Origin of the sequence: Burkholderia sp. AU19243 (genome assembly GCF_018148075.1) — a bacterium.
GTDB classification, from domain to species: domain Bacteria; phylum Pseudomonadota; class Gammaproteobacteria; order Burkholderiales; family Burkholderiaceae; genus Burkholderia; species Burkholderia latens_A.
In genome coordinates this window covers 70,285-96,673 of sequence record NZ_JAGSTV010000001.1, presented here as the reverse complement: position 1 = coordinate 96,673, position 26,389 = coordinate 70,285, and the positions used below count along the sequence as shown (strand labels likewise).

Below are 26,389 nucleotides of genomic sequence, written 5' to 3'. Positions count from 1 at the left end.
CACGAATTCGATACTAGGCGCCTGCCGTATTCGTGGCCCAGCGTGCCATTGGCGCGTAGATGACAACGTTGCCATCGTCCTGAATATACGTCGCCGCGCCTGCATTACCGCTGGTGCCGGAATACCAGAGCGGCACGCCAGTCGAACTATAGACAACCAGATTGCCGTCCCACTGCATCGCCGCAGATGCGCCCGGATGACCATAAGTACCCGAACTCCACTGCGCTACGCCCTGGCGAAGCAGCACCAGATTCCCGTCACCCTGCATGACCAACACGTTCGCGCCATTGCCGGAGGTAAAACTCTGGCCGCTGCCGAGGGCGACACCCCCCTTCCAGACGGCCGGACCGCTTGACGAGTTCGTATAGACGCTGGCAGGGGTCGAGGTGGTGAATACCGGGACGGACGATCGGTACACCACCATGTTGCCGTCGTCCTGGACTGCGAGATACTGGCCGTAGGACGTGCTGCTGGTGGCCGAGTTCCAGAGCGGGTTGCCGCTCGGACCGTACACCACGAAATTGCCATCGGTCTGGAAGACTGCATACGCGCCGGCATTTCCGAACGTGCCGGAATTCCACACGGGGGTGCCGTTCGTCGTGTTGTAAAGCACGAGGTTGCCGTCATTCTGCATGGTCAGCTGGTGGCTTTGGGTACCCGAATACACGATTTGCCCAGGCCTGAGGGTCGTCCCTGCGTTGATCACCCCGCCGTAGATCGGCGCCGTCGGCACGCATATCGCGGAATACAGAACGCTGATGTTCGGTGTGCCCCAGCCAGTCACGAAGTCCCATCCCGAACCCGCACTGTATGCGCCGTTCGATCCGTTGGTGATATCGCGAAAGGCCGACGAAACCGTGGCCTGGGCACTGTACAGAGTCGGCGCCGCAAAACCGAGATTCGTCGCGCAAGCGCTGGACGTCATACGGGCCCACGTCGCGGCAAAAAGCGGTGCGGACAGGCTCGTACCGCCGACCAACTCAAGTTGCCCGCCGACAACGATGAGCGCCCCGCTGTTCGGATCTGCGTCGAACGCGATGTCGGGCATACCGCGGAAAGCGCGCCCCCTGAGCGCCGGAACGTTGGACTGCCAAGACGGAATCGGCTCGATGCCGCTGATACCGCCGCCGCTGCCGTCCCAGGCCGTCTCGCCCGCGTAGCCGCCGTTCGCGTTCGTATAGAGCGACGTCCCGCCCACTGCCACGACATATGGGGAGGTCGCGGGATATTGCACGGACGTTCCCGTACAGCCATATGCCACGCTACCCGAATCCCCGGAGCTGACCGAAAAAGTCTGCCCTTGCGCGACGGCGAGCTGGAATAGCGTGTCCATGGACGCTGTCGGCGCCCAGTTCTCGCAACCGCCGATCGACATGTTGATGACCCGGGCCGTGTTGTCGCTCACGGCACGGTTGATCGCCACGGCGATGTCGCTCCAGGCAAACGACCGGGCAACGTAGAAATTGAGTTGCTTGAGGCCGCCGGACATCCCGACGATTGTCTGGCTATCGAGCGACCATTCGAGATTCGCACTTGTGTCCGTGCCAGACGACCCGGCATGAATCACTGAAACGGGAACTGCGGGCAGTCGATTGTTGCTCTCAAACGTTGCCAGGTCGATGACCGGCTGCGTCACGTCGCCGACGGCGATGATACCGACCGTGGTGTTGGCGGCCGTCGGCGTGCTGCCGACGGAATAGATCGACGGAAATTGGGTCGGACCGTGACCGACCGTGACCGCGGAGGTCGTCGGTGACGCATTGACCGTCGGCGCGGCAGCTGCGCTGGACGCGCGCACGAAATTCGGACGCAGGCGGGTTGCGGTATCGAGTCCGAGAACGCCCTGAACGGTACCGCTGATCGCATCGGGCACCGTCTCGGGGGCGGTGTTGATGTGGGTGCTGGTGCCATCTGCCATTGCGACCGGTACGAGCGTCGTCCGGAAGACATCGGATACCACACCGGCCGGTGCATCGGCTTCCACGATCATGTTGTTGCCGGCGGCGGTGATGTTCGTGAAGCCCTTACTTGCCAGATAAGCCTTCACAGTGGCGACCTGACCGGCGGTCGGTGCGTACTGTGCGGCAATTTGTGCGGAGGTCAGCACGGCGCCGAAGTTGGGGCTGCCCGGTGTTCGCGCATCCTGCACGAAGCGATTCAGCCCGGCCTGGTCATTCAGCTTGAGGACCAGCGCAACATGCACCGGCGCCGTCGTGCTCATCGGCGCCGCGCTCACCGCATTGCCGGTGGCTCGCAACGCCGATAGTTTGCCGGCCTGCGCCGTGGCCACCGCCGGGCTCGCGTCGTCGCCGCCGCCACAGCCCGCAAGCGCGAGCACCATGAGCGCCGCGCCCATTCCCCTGGCAAGTTGTTCCGTTTTCATTGAAGTGGTATTGACCGTAGAGCTCGTATTTTGGCTTTTCACCTTTTTCTTTACGGCAATCGCACGGTTACCTTGAGGAAAACATAGGAAGGAATCGGCCAATGGTCAAACGAACGCGACGGATCAACGCGGGCGGCTGCGAGCAAAATCGGCTGACGCGACCGGCCCGGACCATGGCGCCGCGCGAGTACTGGCGTGGGAACGTACGATCGGACAGAGATTCGACGCTGTCCGTTATGCGATATTCAATATACCGGCCGCTGCCGGTTATAACGCGATGTCAACGTGTCAGCCCGGACTTGCGCCAGCGCCAGTCGATCCACGCGCCGACGACGCCGAGCAGTGCATACCATGCAACTACTACGGCCCACTGCGCGGCCACGGAACGAAGTTGCAGCGCTGCGAGCCCTGCCGCTGAACCGCCGACCATCAACGCGTAATACAGCAGTGCCACCGGTACGTGCGACCCGAGCGTACGCACCAGTCTCTGATACGCATGTTCGCGATGCGCCTGCCAGACCTTCTCCCCCCGCAACAAGCGGCGCATCAGCGTCACGGATGCATCGGCGATGAAGGGCGCGAACGCCATTCCGACGAACCATACCGGCCAGACGCCATGCTGCCAGCCCCACAGTCCGAACGCGCCGGCCAAGAAGCCTAGCGGAATCGATCCGACGTCGCCGAGAAACACCTTCGCCGCGCCGAAATTGAGTACGAGAAAACCCAGTCCCGCGCCAGCGACCACGCCACTCGCCGTGGCCAGTTCCGGCGCGACGCGCGCCGCCGCGATCGCATAGGTTCCGAAGCCGAGCACCGTCATGCCGGCCGCGAGGCCGTTCGCGCCGTCCATGAAGTTATAGAGGTTTACGATCCACACGAGCGCGACGACGACCAGGACAATCGCCCAGAGCGGCAGTTCGATTGATGAGGCCCAGACGGCACCGGCTGCCCCCAGCACATGCACGCTGAAACGCGCCCGGGCGGACAGGCCGCGCCGGTCGTCGATCAACGACACGACGGCCAGCACGAACGCGCCGAGCGCGGCCCAGCCGAATCCCGGCACGCCGAGCGCGATCAACGGAAGCGCCGAACACATGACGCCCCATCCGCCAACGCGCGGCACCGGGCGTTCGTGAAGAGAGCGCTGGTTCGGCACATCGACCGCAAGTCGCCACGCAAGGCCGGACTTCAGCATCCACACGAGCATCGCGAAGCTGGCGCATGCCGCAAACACGGCAACCGCCACGATTGGCAGCGATACGATCATGCGCCGGTACCCTTTGCAAAGTCCGCTACCGTCCGCGCCAACCCCTCGTGGACGGCAAACGGCGGCGTCCATCCGAGTGCGCGCAGACGCGCACCGTCGATCCGCAGCGGGCTGGTCAGCCGGTCGACCACCGCGCGGCGGCCGGTCACGGCGCCCGCGGCGCGCAGCCATACGAGGGGGACAGGCACGAGACGCGGCGGCCGGCCGAGTGCAGCGGCAATACCCATGACGAGTTCCGAAACGGACTGGTCGTTTCCATCAGTGACGTGGAATACACCCTCCGTCGCATCCTCACGCGTCGCCAGGAACCGTAACGCATCGACGAGATTGCCGATATACACCATGCTGCGCCGCGCGTGCGCGGCCCCGAGCGGCAATGGCACCCCACGCGCGACCGCGCGCATCAGGCCGAGAAAATTCGCTCGCACGCCCGGCCCGTACACGAGCGGAGGCCGCACGATCGTCAATTCGATTCCGCATGCCGCGCACGCAGCGCGCAACGCGACTTCCGCCTCGTACTTCGAATTGCCGTAAGGATCGGCGGGGCGAGGCACATCGTCCTCCCGTAACGGGCCGCCATACTCGTGTTCGCCAAGCGCCTTCACGCTGCTCACAAACACGAAGCGGGCCGCCCCGGCCCGTCGGGCGGCCTCGAGTGCATTGAGCGCACCCTGGACGTTCGCAGCCCGATACGAGCTCAGCGGATCGGCCGCATCGTCATGGAGCATGTGCACGCGTGCGGCGAGATGCACGAACGCAGTGCACGATGGCAAAGGCGGCTGTCCGAGTGCGACGCTCGCGAAATTGTCGTCCGCGATCACACACTCGGTCGCCCGCGCATCGATATCGCCGGCATGGCGCCGGACGAGCGCGGCGACCTCGTACCCTGCGTCGCACAACGCCTGCACCAGCGCGCGCCCTACGAAACCGTTCGCCCCGCTCACGCCAATCCGCATTGCAATTGCTCCATCCTCGGCGGTTGTCGCCGCCCGCATATCAGACGAGTGAATGATAGACCGCGCACGTCTTGTCGACCGTTGCATCCCATGTCAATTCCGCTGCTCGCGTCAACCCTTTTTCCACGAGCAGGTGACGCAACGCGGCATCCGTCAGCAAACGCTCGAGCCCCGCCTCGATTTCATCGACCGAATACGGATCCACCTCCAGCGCAGCGCCGTTCGTAACCTCCGGGATAGACGTCACGTTCGACGTCAGCACAGGCGTTCCGCTCGCCATCGCCTCCGCGACCGGCAGACCGAATCCTTCGTACAGCGACGGATACGCGAAAACCGCCGCGGACGCAAACAGGTGCAGCAGGCTCGCGCGCGACAGGTATCCGGGCGAAATGATCTGTCCCGCGCGGGCGAGCGGCTCGATACACGACATCAATTCCGAATTCTTCCAGCCGTCCGCGCCGACGAGCACCAGCGGATACATTCTGCGCAGTTCCTCCGGCAATCGTGCGAACCCCTCCACGAGCCGCTGCAGGTTCTTGCGCGGCTGCAATGTGCAGACCGATAGCACGAAGCGCCGCGACTGAATGCCGAGCGCGTCCAGCGCGGGACGGCATTCTTCCTCAGCGTAGGGGCGGAAAACCGGCTCGACGCCGAGATGAATCGGTACCACCCGCTCCTCCGGAACGTCATAGATGTCGAGCAGTTCCTTCTTCGTGTACAGGCTGTCGACGATGATCGCACCGGCCTGACGCAGCGAGCGCGGCAGGCCGTGATCGAGGTAGTTGACGGCAACCCGCGGATGGAACTCCGGGTGGCGCCGGTGGGACACGTCGTGCACGGTCACCACATTCGGGCCTCGATAGCGCGACGCGACGAAGTTCGTCTCGTGATAGAGATAACCGCGTCGCGCGAAGTCCCTGCGCAGGCTGCGCGATGCAGAATTGCGCACGACCGTGCGCAGGCGATACAGCCCGGGAATCGAGCGCGATTTCTGCAACAAGCTGGCGGTCATTCCGTCGCGAAACTGGACGGCCTTTTGCAGCGACGACTGGTCAACCATCATTGCTTCCAGATGCTCGCCCTGAAATACCGTACGCCCCACCCAACCGGCTACATCCTCGACGTCGCTGCGCCGCAGCAGCCCTTCAAGCAAATGTTGTGTGTAATATCCGATGCCGCTTCGGGGCGGGCGCAGCGAATTGAGATCGAAAAGCAGTTTCATGCGAGCGAGGGCCACACAAGCTTGGCGGCACCGTCACCCATCCGAGGACAGGTAGCGGCGCCGCGTGAGGAATAGGGAGGATGGACTTCGGTGGTCAGGCGGACCGCGCCGACACGACAGACTGCAACTGCGGCATGGTCGTCGGCTGGTATTCAGGCACCCAGCGACGCAGATCGCGTCTTACTTCGTCGTCGGATAGCACGCGATTCTGCATCAGCCACGGCAAAAGCTCGTCGAGCAAGTGATCCGGCACTTCGCGCGCACGCGCAATGCGCAATTTCGGGTGCGGCGTGCGGGTCGCCGTCTCGTCATCGGCGAGTAATTCTTCATACAATTTTTCACCGGGTCGGAGGCCCGAAAACGAGATGCGAATCTGGTTTTCGTCGAGGCCGTAGAGACGAATCAGGTCGCGTGCCAGATCGACGATCCTGACCGGTTGCCCCATGTCGAGCACGAAGATCTCGCCGCCCAGCCCCATACTGGAAGCCTGCAACACCAATTGCGACGCCTCCGGAATCGTCATGAAGAAGCGCGTGACCTCCGGATGGGTGACCGTCACCGGGCCACCCTTTGCGATCTGCTGCTGAAACTTCGGAATGACGCTGCCGGCGCTTCCGAGCACGTTGCCGAAGCGAACCGTCTCGAATTGCGTCGAACTTGACTGCTGCAGTGCCTGGCAGGCCATTTCCGCCAGCCGCTTGCTCGCGCCCATCACGTTCGTCGGGTTGACGGCCTTGTCCGTCGAGATCAGCACGAAGTGGCGCGTCGCATGACGCGTTGCAGCACGGGCGACTCGGTAGGTACCGAGCACGTTGTTGCGAACGGCCTGCCAAGCGTTGAGCTCTTCCATCAGCGGAACATGCTTGTAGGCAGCCGCATGGAAAACGATATGCGGCGCATGGCGGCGAAATACTTCGTCCAGCAGCAGGGAGTCCTTCGCATCGCCCACGATCGGCACGACATCGACACCGGGAAAACGTTCGTGCAGGTCTTCCGTCAGCCGGTAAATCGCATACTCGGACAGGTCAAATGCAACCAGCTGCGCCGGCTCGAACCGCAGAATCTGACGGCACAGCTCCGAGCCGATGGAGCCGCCTGCGCCAGTCACCATCACGACTCGTCCGCGCAGCAGCTCATTGACGTGAGCGGTATCGATCGACACGGGCTCGCGACCGAGCAAATCTTCGAGATCGATCTGGCGCACGCGCGACAGCGCGGCCTGCCCGTGCGCGACGTCGGCAAGCGCCGGCAGCACCATCGCGCGAACGCCCGCCCGTACGCACAGCGTCGCAACGCGTCGCTGCACCTCGACCGGCGCGGACGGGATCGCGATGATCGCGGTTTCGACGCGCAGCGTGTCGGCAAAATGGGGCAGCTCGTCAAAGGCACCGAGCACCTTGTAGCCATAGATCTCCCGGCCGCGTTTGGCCGGGTCATCGTCCAGGAGTCCGATCAGGCGCCATTCGGCCGACCGCGACAGCTCGCGCGCGAGATTCGCGCCGGCCGTGCCCGCACCCAGCACGACAACCGGTTTGCCTTGCGCGACAAGACCGCCGTATCGATAGAATTCCTTCACCGTCCTGTACAGCGCACGCGCGCCGCCCACCATCAGAAACAGCAGCAGCGGCGAAACGAGCAAAACCGAACGCGGGATGATCGGGCTCGGCTGCAGCATCACTGCACCGATCATCACCAGCAGCGCGCCGATGGCGACCGCCTTCGCGATTCGGATCAGATCGGGCAGGCTCGCGAATACCCACATGCCGCGATACAAGCCGCAGATACGGAACAGGATCGCATAGGTCGGGACGACACCCGCCAGCGCAATGAGGCAGCCGTGCAAAAATTCCATCGGCACGGCGCCATTGAAACGAATCACGTAAGCCGATATCCATGCGGCGGCGACGGCGAGCAAATCGAATCCGAATACGCTCAGTGACCGCCACGACGGTTTGAATCGAAGCATGCGTGAGATCCTAGTGAAACAGAACGTTAACTACTGTGCGGAGACCATCGTGCGCCCGGTCCGGCCGCTTGGCCATGTCGTATAGTGTGCGGATCGGCTGGAGGACATCCCGCGCACGATCGCCGTGAACCGGTCGGAATTATGCCGATATACGGAACAAACAGGCAAATTCGGATAGCTGCATGTCGTGGCCGACGTGCTCCGAGCACGATACCCCGTTTCAATTTGTTGTTGTTTTCGTGCAGTGCAACTTCCGTAACGATATGTATGGCGCCATGGTTTGGCAGTGGGAAATCCGCTAGAATCCCAGCCTTCCGATGGTCCCGCACCATGCCGTAAACGGATCGTAACCAGATCGAATCAATGAATATCATACCCGTCATCATCTGCGGTGGCGCGGGCACCCGGTTGTGGCCCGTGTCGCGCGAAGCGTTTCCCAAGCCGCTGTTGCGCCTTGCTGACGGGCAAAGCCTGCTCCAGAAGACCTATCTTCGTGCCGCGCAGGCAACCGCAACACGCGAAATCGTGATTGTCACGAACCGCGAAACCTACTTCCTGACGAAGGACGAATGCACGAATGTGCGTGAATCCGGGGTCCGGCTAGGCTTCGTGCTCGAACCCGAGGCCCGCAATACGGCCGCCGCCATCGGCGCCGCAGCGGAACTGATCCGCCGCGAGCACGGCCCCGAAGCCGTGATGCTGGTACTGCCGGCAGACCACCTCGTGGCCGATCAGGCGGCCTTTGATGCTGCGGTGCAGCAAGGCGCCGCCGCTGCCGCCGACGGCCAAATCGTAACGTTCGGTATTCATCCGACCAGCCCCGAAACCGGCTACGGCTATATCGAATACGATGCGGCACCGGCCTCCGGCCCCGCGTCGCGGAAAGTAACCCGTTTCGTCGAAAAACCGCAATTGTCGGTCGCCGAGGCGCTCGTCGCGGACGGGCGTCATCTGTGGAATGCGGGCATGTTCTGCTTCACCGCGGAAACGATCCTCGCGGAACTCGAGCGCCATGCACCCGGCGTTGCAGCTCCCGTCGCCCACGCGGTCGATACCGCGTCGCGCAGTGCGTCGTCCGACGGGGACTACGCGCTCGAACTCTCTCCCGCCGCGTTCCGGGAAGCCGAGAGCATCTCGATCGACTACGCCGTGATGGAGCGCTCCGCGAACGTCTACGTCGTGCCTTGCGACATCGGCTGGAGCGACATCGGCTCGTGGCTGTCGATCAGCAGCCTCACAGCCCCTGACGAGCGCGGCAACCGCATCAGCGGCAACGCGCAACTTCACGATGCCGACAACTGCTTCGTCCAGAGCGAGGATCGAATGGTCGGCCTCGTGGGCGTGCAGGATCTGATCGTCGTCGATACGCCGGACGCACTGCTCGTCGCCTCCGCGCAACGGGCACAGGACGTCAAGCACATCGTCGCCGGGCTCAAGCAGTCGAATCACAGCGCGTACCGGCTACACCGCACCGTGCATCGTCCGTGGGGAACCTACACGGTGCTGGAGGAAGGCGAACGTTTCAAGATGAAGCGGATCGTCGTCAAACCGGGCGCTTCGCTATCACTGCAGATGCATCACCATCGAAGCGAGCACTGGGTTGTCGTGAGCGGTTGCGCCGACGTCGTCAACGGCGAACAGGTCATCTCGCTGCAACCGAATGAATCGACCTACATTCCGGCCGGTCACAAGCATCGGCTGATCAACCCCGGCGTGCTCGATCTCGTGCTGATCGAAGTGCAGTGCGGTGAATATCTCGGCGAAGACGACATCGTACGCTTCGAAGACGTCTACGGGCGCACATCGTCGAACTGACGGAGGCCACGCGGGCCGATTCACCGGTCGCCCGGCGTGAACGCCGCGGTGCGGCGGCTTTCCCCGGAGCCATCGCACGGCGGCCCGCGCTCGAATGCCGGGGCCCGGCGTCGCGCATACGATCTGTTCATAGGAATTCTGCATGGCAGTAGGAATTATCAAATCCGCGTGGCGATATCGCGGATTCGTCGTCAGCAGCGTGAAGCGCGAATTCCAGTCGCGCTATCGGAACTCGCTGCTCGGCGGGGCGTGGATGGTGATCAATCCGCTGGCGATGATCTTCGTCTATACGGTGATCTTCTCCCAACTGATGCGCGCACGACTCCCCGGCGTCGACAGCAATCTCGCCTACAGCGTGTACCTGTGCGCGGGTTCGCTCACGTGGGGGCTGTTCGCCGATACGCTGACGCGCGCCCAGAACGTCTTTCTCGAGCAGGCCAACCTGATCAAGAAGCTCAGCTTCCCGCGCATCTGTCTGCCGATCATCGTCGCGCTGAACGCGCTACTGAACTTCGGCATCGTGTTCGGACTCTTCACGATCTTCCTGCTGATTTCCAATAATTTCCCCGGCTGGTCGTATTTCGCGCTGATTCCGGTCCTGCTGCTCCAGGTCGCTTTTTCAATGGGCCTCGGTATTGTCCTCGGCGTGCTGAACGTCTTCTTCCGCGACGTCGGCCAGCTCTTCGGCGTGGTCATGCAGTTCTGGTTCTGGTTCACGCCGATCGTCTATCCGATCACGGTGCTGCCGGAGCGCGTGCGCCACTACATCATGTTCAATCCGATGGCGCGCCTGATTACCGCTTATCAAGACATTTGCGTGTGGCACCGCATGCCGAACTGGTATTCGCTGTGGCCCGTTCTCGCCCTTGCGGTACTGCTCTGCGTGGCCGGGGCACATATCTTCCGCAGGCACTCGGCTGAAATGGTGGACGAACTGTAATGACGGCGATCAAGGTAGCCGGTGTCGGCAAGGCATACAAAATCTATCGCTCGCGCTGGGGGCGACTCGTCGAATGGATCGTACCCGGCACGAACCGCCACGACCTGCGATGGGTGCTGCGCGATATTTCGTTCGACATCGAACCGGGCGAAGCCGTTGGCCTGATGGGCGTCAACGGTGCGGGCAAAAGCACGCTGCTCAAGATCATCACGGGCACGACGCGTGCGTCCGAAGGCGAGATCGCGATCAACGGTTCGGTCTCCGCGCTGCTCGAGCTCGGCATGGGTTTCCATCCCGACTTTACCGGTCGCCAGAACGTCTATATGGCCGGCCAGTTGCTGGGCCTCACCAATCACGACGTCGATACGCTGATGTCGGAGATCGAGGAATTCGCCGAGATCGGCGAATACATCGATCAGCCGGTGCGCGTCTATTCGAGCGGGATGCAGATGCGTCTTGCGTTCAGCATCGCGACGGCACGCCGCCCCGACATCCTGATCGTGGACGAGGCGCTGTCGGTAGGCGACGCGTATTTCCAGCACAAGAGCTTCGACCGGATTCGCAAGTTCCGCGAGCAGGGCACTACGCTGCTGCTCGTGTCGCACGACAAAACGTCGATCCAGTCGATCTGCGACAAGGCCATCCTGCTCGAGAAAGGCACGGTGTCCAAAATCGGCCCGCCCGAGGAAGTGATCGATTTCTACAACGCGTCGCTCGCACAGCGCCAGAGCCAGACGATTCGCCAGGAAGTGACGGCAGATGGCAACACGCGCACCATCTCCGGTACCGGCGAAGCCACGGTCGAGCACATCGCGCTTTACGACGGCGCGGGCAACGAGGTCGAAATGGTCGACGTCGGCTCGAGCGCTCAGCTCCAGATCACCGTTCGCGCACACGAGGCGATTCCAAAGCTCGTCCTCGGATACATGATCAAGAACCGGCTCGGCCAGGACATCTACGGCACCAACACATACCACACGAAACAAATCGCCGAGGACGTGAAAGCCGGCGAACGCCTGAAATTCACGTTCGCGTTCGACATGAACGTCGGCCCCGGCTCGTATTCGGTTGCAACGGCACTCACCAGCGGGTCGGATCACCTGACCAACAACTATGAGTGGCGCGACTATGCGCTGGTCTTCACGGTCGCGAACCTTACCCGCCCCTTCTTCCTGGGTTTCAGCTTCATCGAACCTACCATCCGGATAGAGCGGCAATGACCTTTCTCTCCTTTGCGCAGAACTTCGAAGACATTGTTCTCTGGCGCGCGCTCCGCGATGTCGAGCAGGGGTTCTACATCGATGTCGGCGCCAACGAACCAATCGAGGATTCCGTCACGAAGGCATTCTACGAGCGGGGCTGGCATGGCATCAACGTCGAGCCGGTTACCGAACATTTCGATGCGCTCGTTCAGGATCGGCCGCGCGACATCAACCTCGCGTGCGCGCTCGGCGAAAAGCCCGGCCGCCTGACGCTCTATGAAATCGATGCGCGCGGCTTGTCGACCAATGCGCCCGAGATCGCGAATCGCTACCGCGAATCCGGTCGCGTGTACGGTGAACGCGAGGTTGAAGTGCGCACGCTCGCGGACGTCTGCGAAGCCCACGCGCCAGCCGACATTCATTTCCTGAAAATCGATGTCGAAGGCTTCGAGCGCAACGTGCTGCTCGGCGCGGACTTCAAGCGCTTCCGCCCGTGGATTCTCGTGATCGAGGCGACCGAGCCGAATTCACCTGTCGACAACAGCGCGGAATGGGAATCGCTCGTGATCGACGCAGGTTACGAGTATGCGTACTTCGATGGCCTGAACCGGTTCTATGTCGCGGCCGAGCACCGCGACCTGAAGCCGCGCATCGCGGTCGCGCCGAACGTGTTCGATCGCGCGAAATTGCGCCGCGGCCACTGCTTCGTACTGGATCCCGAAGTATCTCCGGATGAACATCGCGCGTTGCAGGACGTCGTTGCGGAACGGGAGCGCGCGCTGGCCGCGTCGAACGACGAACTGGCCGCATTGCGGAGCGAGCTGGCCGCGATTCGTGCACAGCTTGCCGAGGCGAACCTGAATGCTGCCCATTCGGACGCGCAGGTCATGGACCTGAAACGCCAGCTCGCTACCTTGCAGGCGGACCACGCACGCCAGGCCGAGCGACTTGCCCAACCGCTCGTGCGCATGGCGCTGCGGCTCACCGCGCATCGCGATAAGTGACGACGAGGGATCGACGACATGACTCAATCCGACAACCATCCGGACGCTGCTCCGAGCGACGCAGCATCGACTCGCGCCGCGCGAATCCGGGATTCGCAGGCGTTCGCGACGCGTCTCGAACCGACTCGCGACGATGTCCGCCAACAAGCACTGTCCCCGTTGCGAATCGATGCGGAGCTGCTCGCACGCATCGGTATGCTGAGACACTTGGCCGCGCCGCGCACCTCGCTGCCGCCGCGCATCGCGCGCTACCGGGTACTGCGGTTCGCGCCGGTGCAACGCGCGATCTTGCGTGTGTGGAACTACGTCACGCGGCCCGGCCGCACTCAATCGCAAGCGACGGCCGATTGCGTCGACCTGATCTATACGGAACTCAAGCGGATCACGCAGCATGACCAACGGTAATCCGTCCGCACAACGGCGCGTGTTGATTGTTCGCGGCGATCTGAACAGCTACAGTGGCTACGCGTACGCCACCCGACTCTATCTCGAATGGCTGGAGCCGCATTTCGACATCGTGCTCGGCGTCGACCTGCATGGCCACCCATCCCGCCATGTCGCAGTGTGGCCTTATCCGCTGATCGCCGACAACTGTGTCGCAAGCGCCGCGAAGATGCCCGGCAGCGAAGTTGTCGTCCTGACGATTTCGACACCCGATAACTTCCGTCCGTTCACCGGTGCGCGAAACATCGGCCTCTTTTTCTGGGAAACCGATCGCCTCGGCAATCAGTCGTGGATCGCGTCGATCAACGATATCGACGAAGTATGGGTGCCGGCCCGTTTCATGCAGCCGATGCTCGAGGAAGAAGGCGTCGAAATCCCGATCGTCTATACCCCCTGCCCGATGCCGCACGGCAACGCCGAACTGCGCGACGTGTCGATCCCGGAGCTCACGCTGCGCGAAATTCCGCTGCGCGGCGGCATGGCCCCGAACCTCGTTTCGCTGTCCGAGGTACGTACGCAGAGCGATCTGCTGCTGCTGAGCACCAACACGCTAATCCCGCGCAAGGGCTTCCCGGTCCTCGCCGACGAATGGCTCGACGTGATTCGGGCGCATCCGCGCGCGGGGCTCGTGCTCAAGGTGTCGACAATCGACGTTACGGAAACGGCAGATCGCTTGTTCGACCGCGTCGCGACGCTGTTCGCTCAAATCGCGCGCCGCCACGAAGTCGACTCGTCGCGCGTCTACATGTGTACCGGGTCATTGACCCACGACACGATGCAGGCGCTTGGACAAACCTGCGACGGCTTCCTGACGGCATCGTTCGGCGAAGGTCTTGGTCTCGGTCTCTTCGAGAACCTGCTGGCGGGCAAGCCGGCGCTATGCCCGCGCCACACGTCGTTCGCCGAATTCCTGCCCGCGAACTATCGCTATTTCATCGACACCGAGGTGGCCAACTTCGGTCTTGCCGACCCGGTCGGCGTGAACCCGATCTCGGCTCACTGGGGCGTGCTGCGCGAAGGCGCGCTGCTCGCGACGGTCGAAACGCTGCTCGGAGATTTGCGCGACCGGCGTACGCACGCGGAAGTCAGCGCCGCGGTCGAGCATTTTCGAACCGTCTGCAGCCCGCGGGTATGGGAGCACCACGCATGATGCGCCTTGTCATCGACATCACTCCGCTCGCGATCAATCGCACTGCGATGTACTTCATCGTACGCGATACGGTGCGCCACCTCATCATGTCGGGCCACCCGGTGCGATTGCAAGCACTGGGCGAACCGGTCGACCTTGCGGAATTCGTCGCCAACGATTACACGCTGAACGCCAGCTTCGAATCGCGTGTGGGTGCGCTGCTGGGCGCGGCACTCGCCAATCCCGACGCGTTCGCGCGCCGCCACGGTGAGCGGGAGCCCGAGGCGCCATGCATCAACTTCGTGTTCGACCCGCTGTACCTGCTGTTCGTCGGCCGAGCCGTGCGCACGATAGCGTACGTGCTCGACCTGACGCCTATCACGCGCCCCCAATGGCACAACCCGAGCGTGTCCCGCCTCTACTCCATCGCGTACGACCGGTTATACGATCCGTCGATCGATATCCTCTCGATCAGCGAGAGCACGTCGCGCGACCTGTGGGCCAACTACGGCATTCCGCGCAGCCGCATGCGCGTCGTCCCACTCTATGATCGCTTCGATCATCCGGTCGAAGCGAAGCGACGGGAGCCGTCGCGACAATTCCTGTTCGTGGGCAGCCTCGAAACCCGGAAGAACATTACGGGTCTCGTTCAGGGCTTCGCACTGTCAGGACTCGCCAAGGAAGGCTACACGCTGCGCATCGTCGGCGGCGACGGCCATGGAGCGGAGGTCATCAAGGCCGCCGTCGCGCGCGTGGAAGGTGCCGTGCTCTGCGGCCGCCTGCCTGACGACAAGCTGCGCGACGAATACGAGCGCTGTTGCGCGCTCGCGTACCCGTCCTTGTGGGAAGGTTTCGGCCTTCCGGCACTGGAGGCGCTCGCGCGCGGCATCCCGCTGCTGCTGTCCGACACCGGCGCGCTGCCCGAGGTCGGCGGCCCGTTTGCCAGCTATGTCGACCCGTGCAACCCGCATTCGATCGCGCAGGGCCTCATCGAAGCTGCCCGGCGCGCCGCCGCCGACCCGGACTACGGCGCGCACACGCTCGGTGCGCGTCAGGAGTGGGTCCGCAAGTTCTCGCGCGAAGCGTATCTGTCAGTCGTCACTGAAGCCGTACGCCATACAGAAAGCGCGGCGGCACGGTCCAGTGCTCGCAATGACCCGTTGTCCGAAAATGCAGCGGCATCGGGCGAATCGGCGGTCGATACACCGGCGGCGAATCGACCGTTGCCGCTCGCGCGCCGCATCCGGCGCGCGCTGATCCATCGATCGCGCATCGTGCCCGCCACGTTGCGCGACGTGCCGGGCAATTCGTTCTCGCTGGACTACCTGTACTGCCTGCAGCAGGAGCGGCGTTTGCGCCTGTCCCGGATGCTCGCGCGCTTCATGTCCGGGCGAATCTGGATGTATCCGTGGTACGCGGTGCGCGTGGGCGCCGAAGCTGTGTCGCTCCAAGTCACCAATACGCTGGTTCGGTCGATGATCAACGAGACGCTGATCCAGAAACTCGGGACGCGTCTGGAGCGCGATCATGACTGACGTGGCGGTCGTCAAGCCCGATCACCTCGGCGACTTCGTCTTGAGCGTGCCTGCGCTGCGCGCACTGCAGCAGAAGTTCGGGAACTACGATCTCTACGCCGCGCCGGGCAACCGCTTTTTGCTCGAGCATTTCATGCCCGACGGGCCGGCGCTCCATCCGACGAAGCTCGCTCACCTGCAGAAGGACGGGGTCGGCGAACACATGCCGGAATTGATTTCGCAACTGAAGTCATATTCGCTCATCGTGTTCCTGCGCGACGACGGTTTCTGCCAGGAGGCGGTCAGCATCCTCGGCACACGCGCCGTCGCACCGCGCAGTGACAACGTGACCCACGAAACACGCATTCAACAGCGCGTCGTGGAAGCGTTGACCGGCGAGTACTCCCGCTCGTCGCTGATGTGGCCGGGCGGCGCGGCTCCGCAATGGCCGTCATCGCTTCGCACCGTCGGCATCTCTCTGAGCGCCGGTTTCTTCGCGAACAAGATTCCCGCAATGACCTGGGTGCGGCTCGCGCAGTCGCTGCAATCGAAGCACGGGATTGCGATCAAGCTGATCGGCGGCCCGCTCGAAGCAGACGAACTGAACATGCTGGCACGAATGCTGAACCTGACCGGCTCGGACGTGATCCTGGGCGGTGCGAAGCTAGCCGACTTTCATACGCGCGTCAGCGCGTGCGATGTTGTGGTGGGAGCCGATAGCGGCACGCTGCATCTGGTGTCCGTCTGCCGGCCGGTGCTTGGTGTATTCACGTCGAGTCCATGGCAGCGCTTCTCGCCGTTCGGGGCGTCGAATCGCGTGCTGTATTCCGACGTCCCGTGCTCGCCGTGCATCCAGTTTTCAAAGGATGCCTACAACGGTTGCGTGATACGCGAATGCGCTGCCCTGATTACTGCGCCGGATATCGAAGCCGCCCTGCTCGCATCCGGCCCCGGGGCCAAACTCAAGCTGGGACGCCTGCTGCATTTCGTCTGCGGGCCCAGCCATATCTGACGCGAATTCACCCATGGCGATTATCGAGGACAACGTGAATCCCCAGCCGCATATCCTGGTCGTCGGCGACGTGATGCTGGATCAATACTGGTTCGGCAACGTGAACCGAATTTCGCCCGAAGCGCCGGTGCCCGTCGTGGCGGTCCAGCGCACGGAAGACCGACTCGGCGGCAGTGCCAACGTCGCGCACAACTGCGCGCGGCTGGGCGCAACCGCCACACTGCTCGCAGTCGCGGGACGTGACGCGAATGCCGACACGATCCGGCGCCTGTGCCGGGAGAACGGCATCGATGTGCGGCTCTGTGTCGACGACGACTTGCATACGACGGTCAAGCTCCGGGTGGTCGGCCATCAGCAACAACTGCTGCGGCTCGACTTCGAGCGAACGCCGGCCCCCTCCGTGCTCGACCAAATTGCGGCCGCATTCGACGATGCGCTGCCGCGCGCGGACGTCGTGATCTTTTCCGACTACCACAAGGGAGCGCTGGATGGCGTGCAGGCACTGATACAGCGGGCACGTTCTCAAGGGAAGGTAGTCCTCGTCGATCCGAAAGGAGACGACTACGAACGCTATCGTGGCGCGACCTTGCTCACGCCGAATCTGTCGGAATTCAAGGCGGTCGCAGGCCGGTTCGGTTCCGAAGCCGAATTGACCGCGAAAGCGGAGGCGCTGCGCGCGCAGTTGTCGCTCGACAAGCTGCTTGTAACGCGCAGCGAAGAAGGCATGACGCTGTTCGATGCAGCCGGTGCACATCATCAGCCTGCAAAGGCCCGCGAGGTATACGACGTGTCCGGCGCGGGCGATACGGTCATCGCCACGTTGGCGGTACGATATGCAACCCATGGCGACTGGCTGCGCGCGATGCACGAGGCCAATGTCGCAGCGGGCATCGTGGTCGGCAAGCTGGGAACCGCTACCATTGCGCTCGAAGAACTCGAAAGCGCGCTCGCGGCCGAGTAACGCCGCCCGCCCGTTCAATCATCGCAAGTTACAGAGGATCTGACATGCAAAAGAAAACTGCAATCATCACCGGCATCACCGGTCAGGACGGCGCATACCTGGCGCAACTCCTGCTCGGCAAGGGCTATCGCGTGTTCGGCACCTATCGCCGCACGAGTTCCGTGAACTTCTGGCGCATCGAGGAACTCGGCATCGCCGGGCATCCGGACCTCCATCTGGTCGAGCACGATCTGACCGACCTGTCGTCGACGATCCGCCTGTTGCAGACGGCGCAACCGGCCGAGGTGTATAACCTCGCGGCACAGAGCTTCGTCGGCGTGTCGTTCGACCAGCCGGTCACGACCGCCGAAATTACCGGCATCGGGGCGCTCAACGTGCTGGAAGCCATCCGCATCGTGAACGACAAGATCCGCTTCTACCAGGCGTCGACGTCGGAGATGTTCGGTAAGGTTCAGGCCGTTCCGCAGGTCGAAACGACGCCGTTCTATCCGCGCAGCCCGTATGGCGTCGCGAAGTTGTACGCGCACTGGATCACCGTGAACTATCGCGAATCGTACGGCATCTTCGGTTCCTCCGGGATCCTGTTCAACCACGAGTCGCCGCTGCGCGGCCGTGAGTTCGTCACGCGCAAGATCACCGACTCCGTCGCGAAGATCAAGCTCGGCAAGCTGGACGTGCTGGAACTCGGCAATCTGGACGCAAAGCGCGACTGGGGCTTTGCCAAGGAATACGTCGAAGGAATGTGGCGGATGCTGCAGGCCGATGAACCGGACACGTTCGTGCTGGCCACGAACCGTACCGAGACCGTGCGCGATTTCGTCACGATGGCATTCAAGGCGGCCGGCTACACCCTTCGCTTCGAAGGGACGGCAGACAATGAGCGAGGGGTGGACGTCGCTACCGGCAAAACCCTCGTCAGTGTCAACCCGAAGTTCTATCGTCCTGCCGAGGTCGAACTGCTGATCGGCGATCCTGCGAAGGCGAAGGAAAAGCTCGGCTGGGCGCCCGAAACGAACCTCGAAACGCTCTGCGCGATGATGGTCGAGGCCGACCTTCGCCGCAACGAAGCCGGCTTCTCCTTCTGACGGACGCGCGCTCATGGAACGCCATGCGCTGATTACGGGAGCGAGCGGATTCACGGCGGGCTACGTCGCGGATGCGCTGGTGCGCGCGGGCCATCGCGTCACCGGTGCGGGCAATCATGCCCATGATGGCCAGATTGCGCTCGACATCTGTTCGCTGGAGGCCTGTCGGGCGACGATCGAGTCGGTTCGACCGACCAGCATTGTCCATCTCGCGGCGATCAGCTTTGTCGGTCATGACAATGCCAGCATGTTCTATGACGTCAACGTGATCGGTACGCTGAACCTGCTTCAGGCATGTGCAGACGTCGGCCACGTGCCGGACAAGATCCTGATTGCCAGCAGCGCAAACATCTACGGTAACGCGAGTGGCGCCGTGAGCGAAGCGCAACCGTTCGCCCCGGTGAATCACTACGCGGCCAGCAAGGTCGCGATGGAACACCTCGTGCGGACGTGGTTCGACAGACTGCCGATCGTCATTACGCGCCCGTTCAACTACACGGGGCGCGGACAGTCGCCGCGCTTCCTGGTACCGAAGATCGTGTCCCACTTCGCGGAGCGCAAGCCCCGGATCGAACTCGGCAATCTCGACGTGTCGCGCGATTTCTCCGATGTCCGCTACGTCGCGGATGTTTATCGGGCACTCGTCGAGAACGAGACGGCGGGCGAGATCGTCAATATATGCAGCGGCGTGGCGCATTCGTTGACCGACATCATCGACATGTGCCGCGATATCTCAGGACACGACCTCTCGGTCGAAGTCAACCCGGCGTTCGTCCGTGCCAACGAAGTCAAGATGCTGACCGGCGTGCCGGACAAGCTGCGAGCCGCGGTGCCCGACATCGCGCCGATCGACCTGCGTTCGACGCTGCGCTGGATGCTTGCAGCAGACTAACCAAGCCTACCGACCCGCGATGCGCGTCCTGCACTTCTACAAAACGTACAAACCCGACTCGATGGGCGGCGTCGAGCAAATGATCTGGCACATTTGCGATGGCGCTGCAGCGCGCGGCATCCGCAGCGATGTGCTGACCGTCAGCCGCAACACGTCGACGGTCGACCTCGGCAGTCACCTGCACCATCGCGCCAAGGTCACGATCGATATCGCATCATCGCCGTTCTCGGTGTCGGCCTTTCACCGATACCGCGAACTCATGCGCGACGCCGATATCGTGCATTACCACTTTCCGTGGCCGTTCGCGGACATGGTTCATCTGACCGCACGTACCGGCAAACCGTCCGTCGTCACGTACCACTCGGACATCATCCGTCAAAAGAACCTGTTGAAGGTATATCGGCCGCTCATGCTGCGCTTCCTCGACTCGGTCACGCGCATCGTTGCGACGTCGCCGAATTACGTCGACACGAGCCCGGTGCTGCAACGTTACCGCGACAAGGTGGACGTCGTGCCGATCGGCATCGACGAAGCAGCGTATCCGCGCGCGGCCGATGCGACGCTTGCACGCTGGCGGCGAGAGATCGGCGGCAAGTTCTTCCTGTTCGTGGGCAACCTGCGCTACTACAAGGGGCTACATCTGCTGCTGGACGCATTGCACGGTACCCGCCACCGGGTGGTCATCGTGGGCGCCGGGCCGATGGAACGGGAACTGAAGGCGCAAGCGCGCAGGCTCGGCCTGGAAGGCCAATTGCTGTTCACCGGCGCGTCGCCGGACGAGGACAAGATTGCGTTGCTTGAGCTCTGCGAGGCGCTCGTCTTTCCGTCCCACCTGCGCTCCGAGGCTTTTGGAATCTCGCTGCTTGAAGCGTCCCTGTTCGGCAAGCCGATGGTATCGATGGAAATCGGGACCGGCACGTCGTTCGTGAACGTAAATGGTGAAACAGGGTTCGTCGTTCCGCTCGGCGATACGCCGGCTCTACGCAGCGCACTCGATACACTGGCAAACGATCCGGCGCTCGCTGCGCGGTTCGGCGCAGCGGCTCGGCAACGCTACAAAGCGCGCTTCACCGCCGACAAGATGGTCGACGGTTACGTTGAAATTTACGAGCGCGTACTGCGTGAGCAACGGCAGGCCTAGCCGTCGTCAGGGAACCATGCCGTCCAGGCAGAGCCGCAACGCATCCCGCCACTGCGGCGCGGCTAGACCGAACGCACGTACGAACCGCTCGTTAGCCAGCCGGGAATTGACTGGACGCGACGCGGGGGTCGGATACGCGGACGCCGGGATCGGCACGAGTGTCGGCACACGCTGTACGCGCGCCTGCGCGAAGATCGCCGTTGCAAATTCGTACCAGGAGGCCGCCCCCGCCGCCGTCAAGTGATAGAGGCCGCCGTGCCGGTGCCACCACGCGTCGGAGTCGTCCGAAGCAAGCGCTTGCGCGATGACGTGGGCGGTGAGTGCCGCAATCGTTTCGGACCAGGTGGGGGCACCAAACTGATCGTCAACGATCTTCAGTTCGTCCCGTTCGCTCGCCAGGCGCAACATCGTCGTCAGAAAGTTGCGCCCTCGCGCGCCGTAGACCCAACTCGTGCGCAGGATCATGTGCCTGCCCCCGACCGCTGCAATGCCTTGCTCGCCGGCCAGCTTCGATTCCCCATAGATGTTCAGCGGATTCGCCGCGTCCGTTTCGACGTAAGGCTCCGTCTTCGCCCCGTCGAAGACATAGTCCGTTGAATAATGAATCAGCGACGCGCCGATCCGCGCCGCCTCTTCAGCAAGCAAGCGCGGCGCAACCGTGTTGATCGCCATCGCGAGATCACGCTGCGTTTCGGCAGCATCGACTGCCGTATAGGCAGCGGGATTGACAATCACGGTCGGGCGAATCGAGCGCACGACGGACCGGATCGCATCCGGCGACGCAAGATCAAGTGCCGCCCGGTCGAGGCCGATGACGTCACCGAGCCCCTGCATATGGCGCAACAGCGCGAAGCCGACCTGGCCGCGGATACCGGTCACGAGAATTGTGTGTCTACGTTGCATCGTATCGTTCCGGCCCGCGCTCATGCATATACGTCGGCGTCGGCCAGCCGCTTGCCTGCCGCATCCTTCGCCGCCAATTGCGGTTCGCCATCGAACCGCCAATCGATGCCGAGCGCGGGATCGCTCCACAGCAGGCATCGCTCGTGCTCGGGGTACCAGTAATCGGTTGTTTTGTAGAGGAACTGCGCGGTATCGGACAGCACGATGAAACCATGCGCGAACCCGGCGGGTATCCATAGCTGGCGATGATTGCGGGCGCTCAGCACCACGCCCGTCCACTTGCCGAAGTTCGGCGAACTGCGCCGGATGTCGACCGCGACGTCGAACACCTCCCCTTCGACCACGCGGACGAGCTTCCCCTGCGCATGCTCGATCTGATAGTGCAGTCCGCGAAGCACACCCTTTGCAGACAGCGAATGGTTGTCCTGAACGAATTCAACGCCCGCCTCGACATGCTCGGAAAATTCCCGGGCGTTGAAGCTTTCGAAAAAAAACCCCCGCGCATCGCCGAACACCTTCGGCTCGATGAGCTTGACTTCGGGCAGCGCGGTTGCGGTTACTTGGATAGCCATGCGACCTGGTCTGTCAGAATGTTCTTGAGATACTGCCCGTACGCATTCTTCGCCATCGGCTGAGCCAGCCTGAGCAATTGTTCGGCATCGATCCAGCGGCGGCGATACGCGATTTCCTCCGGACATGCGACAACCAACCCCTGGCGCTTCTGCAGCGTCGCGATGAAGCTGGCCGCTTCGATCAATGAGTCGTGCGTGCCGGTGTCGAGCCACGCATAGCCACGCCCCATGATCTCGACATTCAGCGCATTGTCCGTGAGATAGCGCGAATTGACGTCGGTAATTTCCAGTTCGCCACGCTGCGACGGCTTGATATCGGCCGCGATGTCGCATACGCGGTTATCGTAAAAGTACAAGCCCGTGACTGCGTAGTTCGAGCGCGGATGCACCGGCTTTTCCTCGATCGACAGCGCACGGAAGGACTGGTCGAACTCGACCACGCCATAGCGCTCGGGGTCGTGAACGTGATAAGCGAATACGGTCGCCCCAGTGTCGCGGGCGTTGGCACGCTCGAGTTGCTTCGCGAGGTCGTGGCCGTAGAAGATGTTGTCACCAAGGATAAGCGCCGACGGATCATTGCCCACGAAGTCGCGGCCGATCAAAAATGCCTGCGCAAGGCCGTCCGGGGACGGCTGCACCGCATACCGCAGATTCATTCCCCACTGACTGCCGTTACCCAGCATTGCTTCGAAGCGCGGCGTGTCTTGCGGAGTGGAGATGACGAGTACGTCACGAATACCGGCGAGCATCAAAGTCGACAACGGATAGTAGATCATCGGCTTGTCGTATACGGGCAGCAACTGCTTCGATACGACATGCGTAACCGGGTATAGTCGTGTGCCGGAACCGCCGGCGAGAATGATGCCTTTGCGTGCCATGGGGAGCCTTCAGTTCCGTTCCGCGTAATTGGTTTCGACCCACTTGCGATATTCGCCCGACGCGACTTCGTCGACCCATTGCTGGTTATCGATGTACCACCGCACAGTCCGGGCAAGCCCCGTCTCGAACGTTTCAGCCGGACGCCAGCCCAGTTCGCGCTCGATCTTTCTCGCATCGATCGCATAGCGGCGATCATGACCCGGCCGATCCTTTACGTATGTGATTTGCTCCCGATACGACCCAGCCGGCTTCGGGCGCGCGCGATCGAGCAGGTCGCATAACGTATGCACGACTTCCAGATTCGTCTTTTCGTTCCAGCCACCGACATTGTAGGTTTCGCCGGGCACGCCGCGTGCGAGTACGTCGCGGATGGCGCGGCAGTGGTCACCGACGTACAGCCAGTCCCGCACGTTGAGGCCGTCGCCATACACGGGCAGCGGCTTGCCCGCGAGCGCATTTCCGATCATCAACGGGATGAGCTTCTCCGGAAACTGGTATGGACCGTAATTGTTCGAGCAGTTCGTGGTAAGCGTCGGCAGCCCGTAGGTATGATGATATGCGCGCACGAGATGATCGGAAGCGGCTTTCGTCGCCGAGTACGGGCTGTTGGGCGCGTAGGGCGTCGTTTCCGAAAATTGCGGATCGGCCGCCGACAACGACCCGAACACCTCGTCCGTCGATACGTGCAGGAACCGGAATGCCGCCTTGTCGGCATCGCCGAGCCCGCTCCAGTACGCACGGGCCGCTTCAAGCAGCGTAAAGGTGCCGACAACGTTGGTCTGGACGAAATCCGCCGGTCCATGAATCGAGCGGTCGACGTGACTCTCGGCCGCAAAGTGCACGACCGCGCGGGGCTTCGCCTGTGCGAACAGCGCATCGAGTGCCGCGCGATCGCAGATGTCGACGCGCGCGAACGTATGCTGCGGATGGTGTTCGATGGATTTCAGCGTGCGGAAGTTGCCCGCATATGTGAGCTTGTCGACATTGAGCACGGCTTCGTCGGACTGATTCAGCCAGTCGAGGACAAAATTGGCACCAATAAATCCCGCACCGCCCGTAATCAGGATCATGAGATTCCCTCTAGTAGTACGCAGTAGGCACCCGCTGGCACCGCCCGCTTTCGACCTGCCAGTGCAAATGGCCATCGCGTCAGGGCCGAAATTTTACCGGATCATCCTTGAACGGCTTGCGAAGAATGTAAAAATCCGGCGACTGGTCAACCGGCTGCCGCGCGTGCCGAGTTCGAGGCGGATTACGCGTATTCGATGGTCGATTATCATGGACACTCGACGCGTCGCCGTGATTTCGCGGCGGACCTCCATCTCGACTCCGCTCCCCTCGACAACACGCCCAACTTCATGAGCCGGTCCCCCATCGCCATCGGCGACATCCAAGGCTGTCATTCAGCTTTCCAGTCGTTGCTCGAAAAGCTGTCCCCATCGGCCGACACCCCGCTCTGGATCGCCGGCGACATCGTCAACCGCGGCCCGGGCTCGCTCGCTGCACTGCGCTCGCTGATCGACCTCGGCCCCCAAGTCACGGCAGTCCTCGGCAACCACGACCTCCATCTGCTCGCCGTTTCGGCCGGCATCCGCACCGAACGTCCTGGCGACACGATCGGCGAGATCCTCGACGCCCCGGACGCCGACGCCCTTCTCGACTGGGTTCGCCACCGACCGTTCGCGCACTTCGAAGACGGAAAGCTGCTGGTCCACGCCGGCGTGCTTCCGCAATGGGACACTACGCTTGCGCTCGAACTCGCCGACGAACTCCACCGCGCGTTGCGCGCGCCGGACTGGCACGACACGCTTCGTGGCCTCTACGGCAACGAACCGAACCAATGGAATCCGAACCTGAAAAAACGCGACCGGATGCGCGTCGCGTTCAACGCCCTCACTCGCCTGCGCTTCTGCACACCTGACGGCGCGATGGAATTCAAGGCAAACGGCGGCCCTGACAGTGCACCGCCGGGCTACCTGCCGTGGTTCGACGTACCGGGCCGCCGCACCGAAAACGTGACGGTCGTATTCGGCCACTGGGCCGCGCTCGGTCTGATGCTGCGCGACAACCTCGTCGCGCTGGATTCAGGATGCGTATGGGGAAACCAGCTCTCGGCCGTGCGGCTGACGGCCGATCCGACGGAGCGCACGGTCACGCAAGTGCAGTGCGAAGCCTGCCGCACACCGGGCGGCGAATAGCCGGCACGTGCGACGCGCGGGCGAGAAGAAGCGTCACCCCTCCCGCCCCGGCACTGGCGCCTCGTCCGCCGCCTCGCCCGTCGCCCCGCCGCCGACTTCGGTCGCCGGATATGCGTGCTTCTCGAGTTCAGCCAGCGATTCGGGCGACGGCTTGCCGACCTTCGCCTGCATCGCTTCGAGCGCGGCCGCGATCGCGTCGCGCGCCGCCGCCGACGTCGTGCGCCGATCGCCGCCCGGCGGGATCGGCTCGCACACGTACAGATGCGCGACGAGCGGGCCGCCGCGCAACACCATGTCGAGCGACTTCCCGAGCGACAGCTCACCCGTGTAGGCCGGCGCGACCGACTGCCGCCCTTGCGCATCCTCGTACATCAGACACACCGGCTGCACTGCGCACCCCGCCGACACTGCGGCCTGGAACAGGTTCGCGTGAAACGGCAACAGCCCCTGCCCGTCCGACGTCGTACCTTCGGGAAACACGCACATGACGCCGCCGTTGCGCAGCCGTTCTGCCATCTCGTGCATCACCCGCATCGCCTCGGTACGCTTCTCGCGCTGCAGAAACACGGTGTCGAGCTTCTCGGCAAGCCAGCCGACGACCGGCCACTGCCGCACCTCCGCCTTCGACACGAACGGTGTCGGCCGCCATGCATTGACGGTGTAGATGTCAAGCCACGACACGTGGTTGCCGACGACGAGCGCGCCCGCATCGAGCCGCGCGCCGTCGTTGTGCACGACGAGCCGCATCCCGCAGATCCGCAGCATCTTGAGCGACCAGCGGCGTGTGAGCTCGGCGCGGTGCGCGGGCGTGACGTGCGAAAAGCGCAGCGCGACGATCGCCATGCCGCGCAGCAGGTGAAAGACGAGACGCAGCTTGCGAAGAGCGGTCATGGCGAGGATCCGG

22 protein-coding genes and 1 pseudogene are annotated in these 26,389 nt (G+C 63.0%); 13 read left to right on the top strand and 10 right to left on the bottom strand.

Features of this window, described 5'->3' with window-relative positions:
• Positions 1–13: 13 nt before the first annotated feature.
• From KDW55_RS00450 to KDW55_RS00430, 5 genes are all read right to left on the bottom strand, one after another.
• Complete coding sequence (locus tag KDW55_RS00450; protein ID WP_212159801.1) at positions 14–2,383, bottom strand: protease pro-enzyme activation domain-containing protein; 2,370 nt, start codon at positions 2,381–2,383, stop codon at positions 14–16.
• Positions 2,384–2,663: 280 nt separating this feature from the next.
• Positions 2,664–3,650: a glycosyltransferase family 4 protein gene (locus KDW55_RS00445; protein ID WP_209821473.1), complete on the bottom strand. Its 987-nt coding sequence runs from the start codon at positions 3,648–3,650 to the stop codon at positions 2,664–2,666.
• Positions 3,647–4,606: an NAD-dependent epimerase/dehydratase family protein gene (locus tag KDW55_RS00440; RefSeq protein WP_212159800.1), complete on the bottom strand. Its 960-nt coding sequence runs from the start codon at positions 4,604–4,606 to the stop codon at positions 3,647–3,649. The genes KDW55_RS00445 and KDW55_RS00440 overlap by 4 nt, the downstream gene beginning before the upstream one ends.
• A 40-nt stretch (positions 4,607–4,646) precedes the next feature.
• A complete protein-coding gene (locus tag KDW55_RS00435) occupies positions 4,647–5,828 on the bottom strand; it encodes a glycosyltransferase family 1 protein (protein WP_082721465.1) in 1,182 nt (393 codons plus the stop codon).
• Positions 5,829–5,922: 94 nt separating this feature from the next.
• Entirely contained in the window at positions 5,923–7,794 is a 1,872-nt protein-coding gene (locus tag KDW55_RS00430) for a nucleoside-diphosphate sugar epimerase/dehydratase (protein WP_040143565.1), read from the bottom strand.
• 363 nt (positions 7,795–8,157) lie between these two features.
• Here KDW55_RS00430 and KDW55_RS00425 point away from each other — a divergent pair, with 363 nt between their 5' ends.
• The 12 genes from KDW55_RS00425 to KDW55_RS00370 all read left to right on the top strand — a co-directional run bounded on the left by KDW55_RS00425 (position 8,158) and on the right by KDW55_RS00370 (position 20,933).
• The gene (locus tag KDW55_RS00425; protein ID WP_040143564.1) at positions 8,158–9,609 is read left to right on the top strand and encodes a mannose-1-phosphate guanylyltransferase/mannose-6-phosphate isomerase; all 1,452 of its coding nucleotides are present in this window, start codon (positions 8,158–8,160) and stop codon (positions 9,607–9,609) included.
• Between the two features lie 142 nt (positions 9,610–9,751).
• Positions 9,752–10,549 (top strand): ABC transporter permease, encoded by a 798-nt coding sequence (locus KDW55_RS00420; RefSeq protein ID WP_040143563.1) that lies wholly within the window; start codon positions 9,752–9,754, stop codon positions 10,547–10,549.
• The gene (locus KDW55_RS00415) at positions 10,549–11,769 is read left to right on the top strand and encodes an ABC transporter ATP-binding protein (protein WP_040143562.1); all 1,221 of its coding nucleotides are present in this window, start codon (positions 10,549–10,551) and stop codon (positions 11,767–11,769) included. The genes KDW55_RS00420 and KDW55_RS00415 overlap by 1 nt, the downstream gene beginning before the upstream one ends.
• On the top strand, positions 11,766–12,755 hold the full coding sequence (locus KDW55_RS00410) for an FkbM family methyltransferase (protein ID WP_080294567.1): 990 nt from the start codon (positions 11,766–11,768) through the stop codon (positions 12,753–12,755). Before KDW55_RS00415 ends, KDW55_RS00410 begins: the two co-directional genes overlap by 4 nt.
• 18 nt (positions 12,756–12,773) lie before the next feature.
• Positions 12,774–13,160: a hypothetical protein gene (locus tag KDW55_RS00405; protein ID WP_040143561.1), complete on the top strand. Its 387-nt coding sequence runs from the start codon at positions 12,774–12,776 to the stop codon at positions 13,158–13,160.
• A complete protein-coding gene (locus tag KDW55_RS00400; protein WP_197416222.1) occupies positions 13,147–14,349 on the top strand; it encodes a glycosyltransferase in 1,203 nt (400 codons plus the stop codon). Before KDW55_RS00405 ends, KDW55_RS00400 begins: the two co-directional genes overlap by 14 nt.
• Positions 14,349–15,863, top strand: a complete 1,515-nt coding sequence (locus KDW55_RS00395) for a glycosyltransferase family 1 protein (RefSeq protein ID WP_212197791.1) — start codon at positions 14,349–14,351, stop codon at positions 15,861–15,863. Before KDW55_RS00400 ends, KDW55_RS00395 begins: the two co-directional genes overlap by 1 nt.
• Complete coding sequence (locus KDW55_RS00390) at positions 15,856–16,854, top strand: glycosyltransferase family 9 protein (protein WP_040143559.1); 999 nt, start codon at positions 15,856–15,858, stop codon at positions 16,852–16,854. Before KDW55_RS00395 ends, KDW55_RS00390 begins: the two co-directional genes overlap by 8 nt.
• Before the next feature lie 13 nt (positions 16,855–16,867).
• A complete protein-coding gene (rfaE1, locus tag KDW55_RS00385; protein WP_052111028.1) occupies positions 16,868–17,815 on the top strand; it encodes a D-glycero-beta-D-manno-heptose-7-phosphate kinase in 948 nt (315 codons plus the stop codon).
• 44 nt (positions 17,816–17,859) lie between these two features.
• Entirely contained in the window at positions 17,860–18,900 is a 1,041-nt protein-coding gene (gmd, locus tag KDW55_RS00380; RefSeq protein WP_040143558.1) for a GDP-mannose 4,6-dehydratase, read from the top strand.
• Positions 18,901–18,913: 13 nt separating this feature from the next.
• The gene (locus KDW55_RS00375) at positions 18,914–19,792 is read left to right on the top strand and encodes an NAD-dependent epimerase/dehydratase family protein (protein ID WP_040143557.1); all 879 of its coding nucleotides are present in this window, start codon (positions 18,914–18,916) and stop codon (positions 19,790–19,792) included.
• A gap of 19 nt (positions 19,793–19,811) precedes the next feature.
• Positions 19,812–20,933, top strand: coding sequence for a glycosyltransferase (locus KDW55_RS00370; RefSeq protein WP_212159798.1), 1,122 nt, complete (start codon positions 19,812–19,814; stop codon positions 20,931–20,933).
• A gap of 6 nt (positions 20,934–20,939) precedes the next feature.
• Here the strand turns inward: KDW55_RS00370 and rfbD are convergent, their stop codons facing one another.
• The 4 genes from rfbD to rfbB are packed head-to-tail and all read right to left on the bottom strand — an operon-like array spanning position 20,940 to position 24,357.
• Positions 20,940–21,836, bottom strand: coding sequence for a dTDP-4-dehydrorhamnose reductase (gene rfbD / locus KDW55_RS00365; protein ID WP_249173775.1), 897 nt, complete (start codon positions 21,834–21,836; stop codon positions 20,940–20,942).
• 20 nt (positions 21,837–21,856) lie between these two features.
• On the bottom strand, positions 21,857–22,408 hold the full coding sequence (gene rfbC, locus KDW55_RS00360; RefSeq protein ID WP_040143555.1) for a dTDP-4-dehydrorhamnose 3,5-epimerase: 552 nt from the start codon (positions 22,406–22,408) through the stop codon (positions 21,857–21,859).
• Positions 22,393–23,286: a glucose-1-phosphate thymidylyltransferase RfbA gene (gene rfbA / locus KDW55_RS00355; RefSeq protein ID WP_212159796.1), complete on the bottom strand. Its 894-nt coding sequence runs from the start codon at positions 23,284–23,286 to the stop codon at positions 22,393–22,395. The genes rfbC and rfbA overlap by 16 nt, the downstream gene beginning before the upstream one ends.
• Positions 23,287–23,295: 9 nt before the next feature.
• A complete protein-coding gene (rfbB, locus tag KDW55_RS00350; RefSeq protein WP_040143553.1) occupies positions 23,296–24,357 on the bottom strand; it encodes a dTDP-glucose 4,6-dehydratase in 1,062 nt (353 codons plus the stop codon).
• Positions 24,358–24,645: 288 nt separating this feature from the next.
• Between rfbB and KDW55_RS00345 the strand changes: the two genes are divergently transcribed.
• Positions 24,646–25,485: a symmetrical bis(5'-nucleosyl)-tetraphosphatase gene (locus tag KDW55_RS00345; protein WP_212159795.1), complete on the top strand. Its 840-nt coding sequence runs from the start codon at positions 24,646–24,648 to the stop codon at positions 25,483–25,485.
• Between the two features lie 147 nt (positions 25,486–25,632).
• On the opposite strand, the pseudogene KDW55_RS00340 reads toward KDW55_RS00345, so the two are convergent.
• Positions 25,633–26,376, bottom strand: a pseudogene (locus tag KDW55_RS00340) (lysophospholipid acyltransferase family protein); the annotation flags it as partial.
• Between the last annotated feature and the right edge of the window lie 13 nt (positions 26,377–26,389).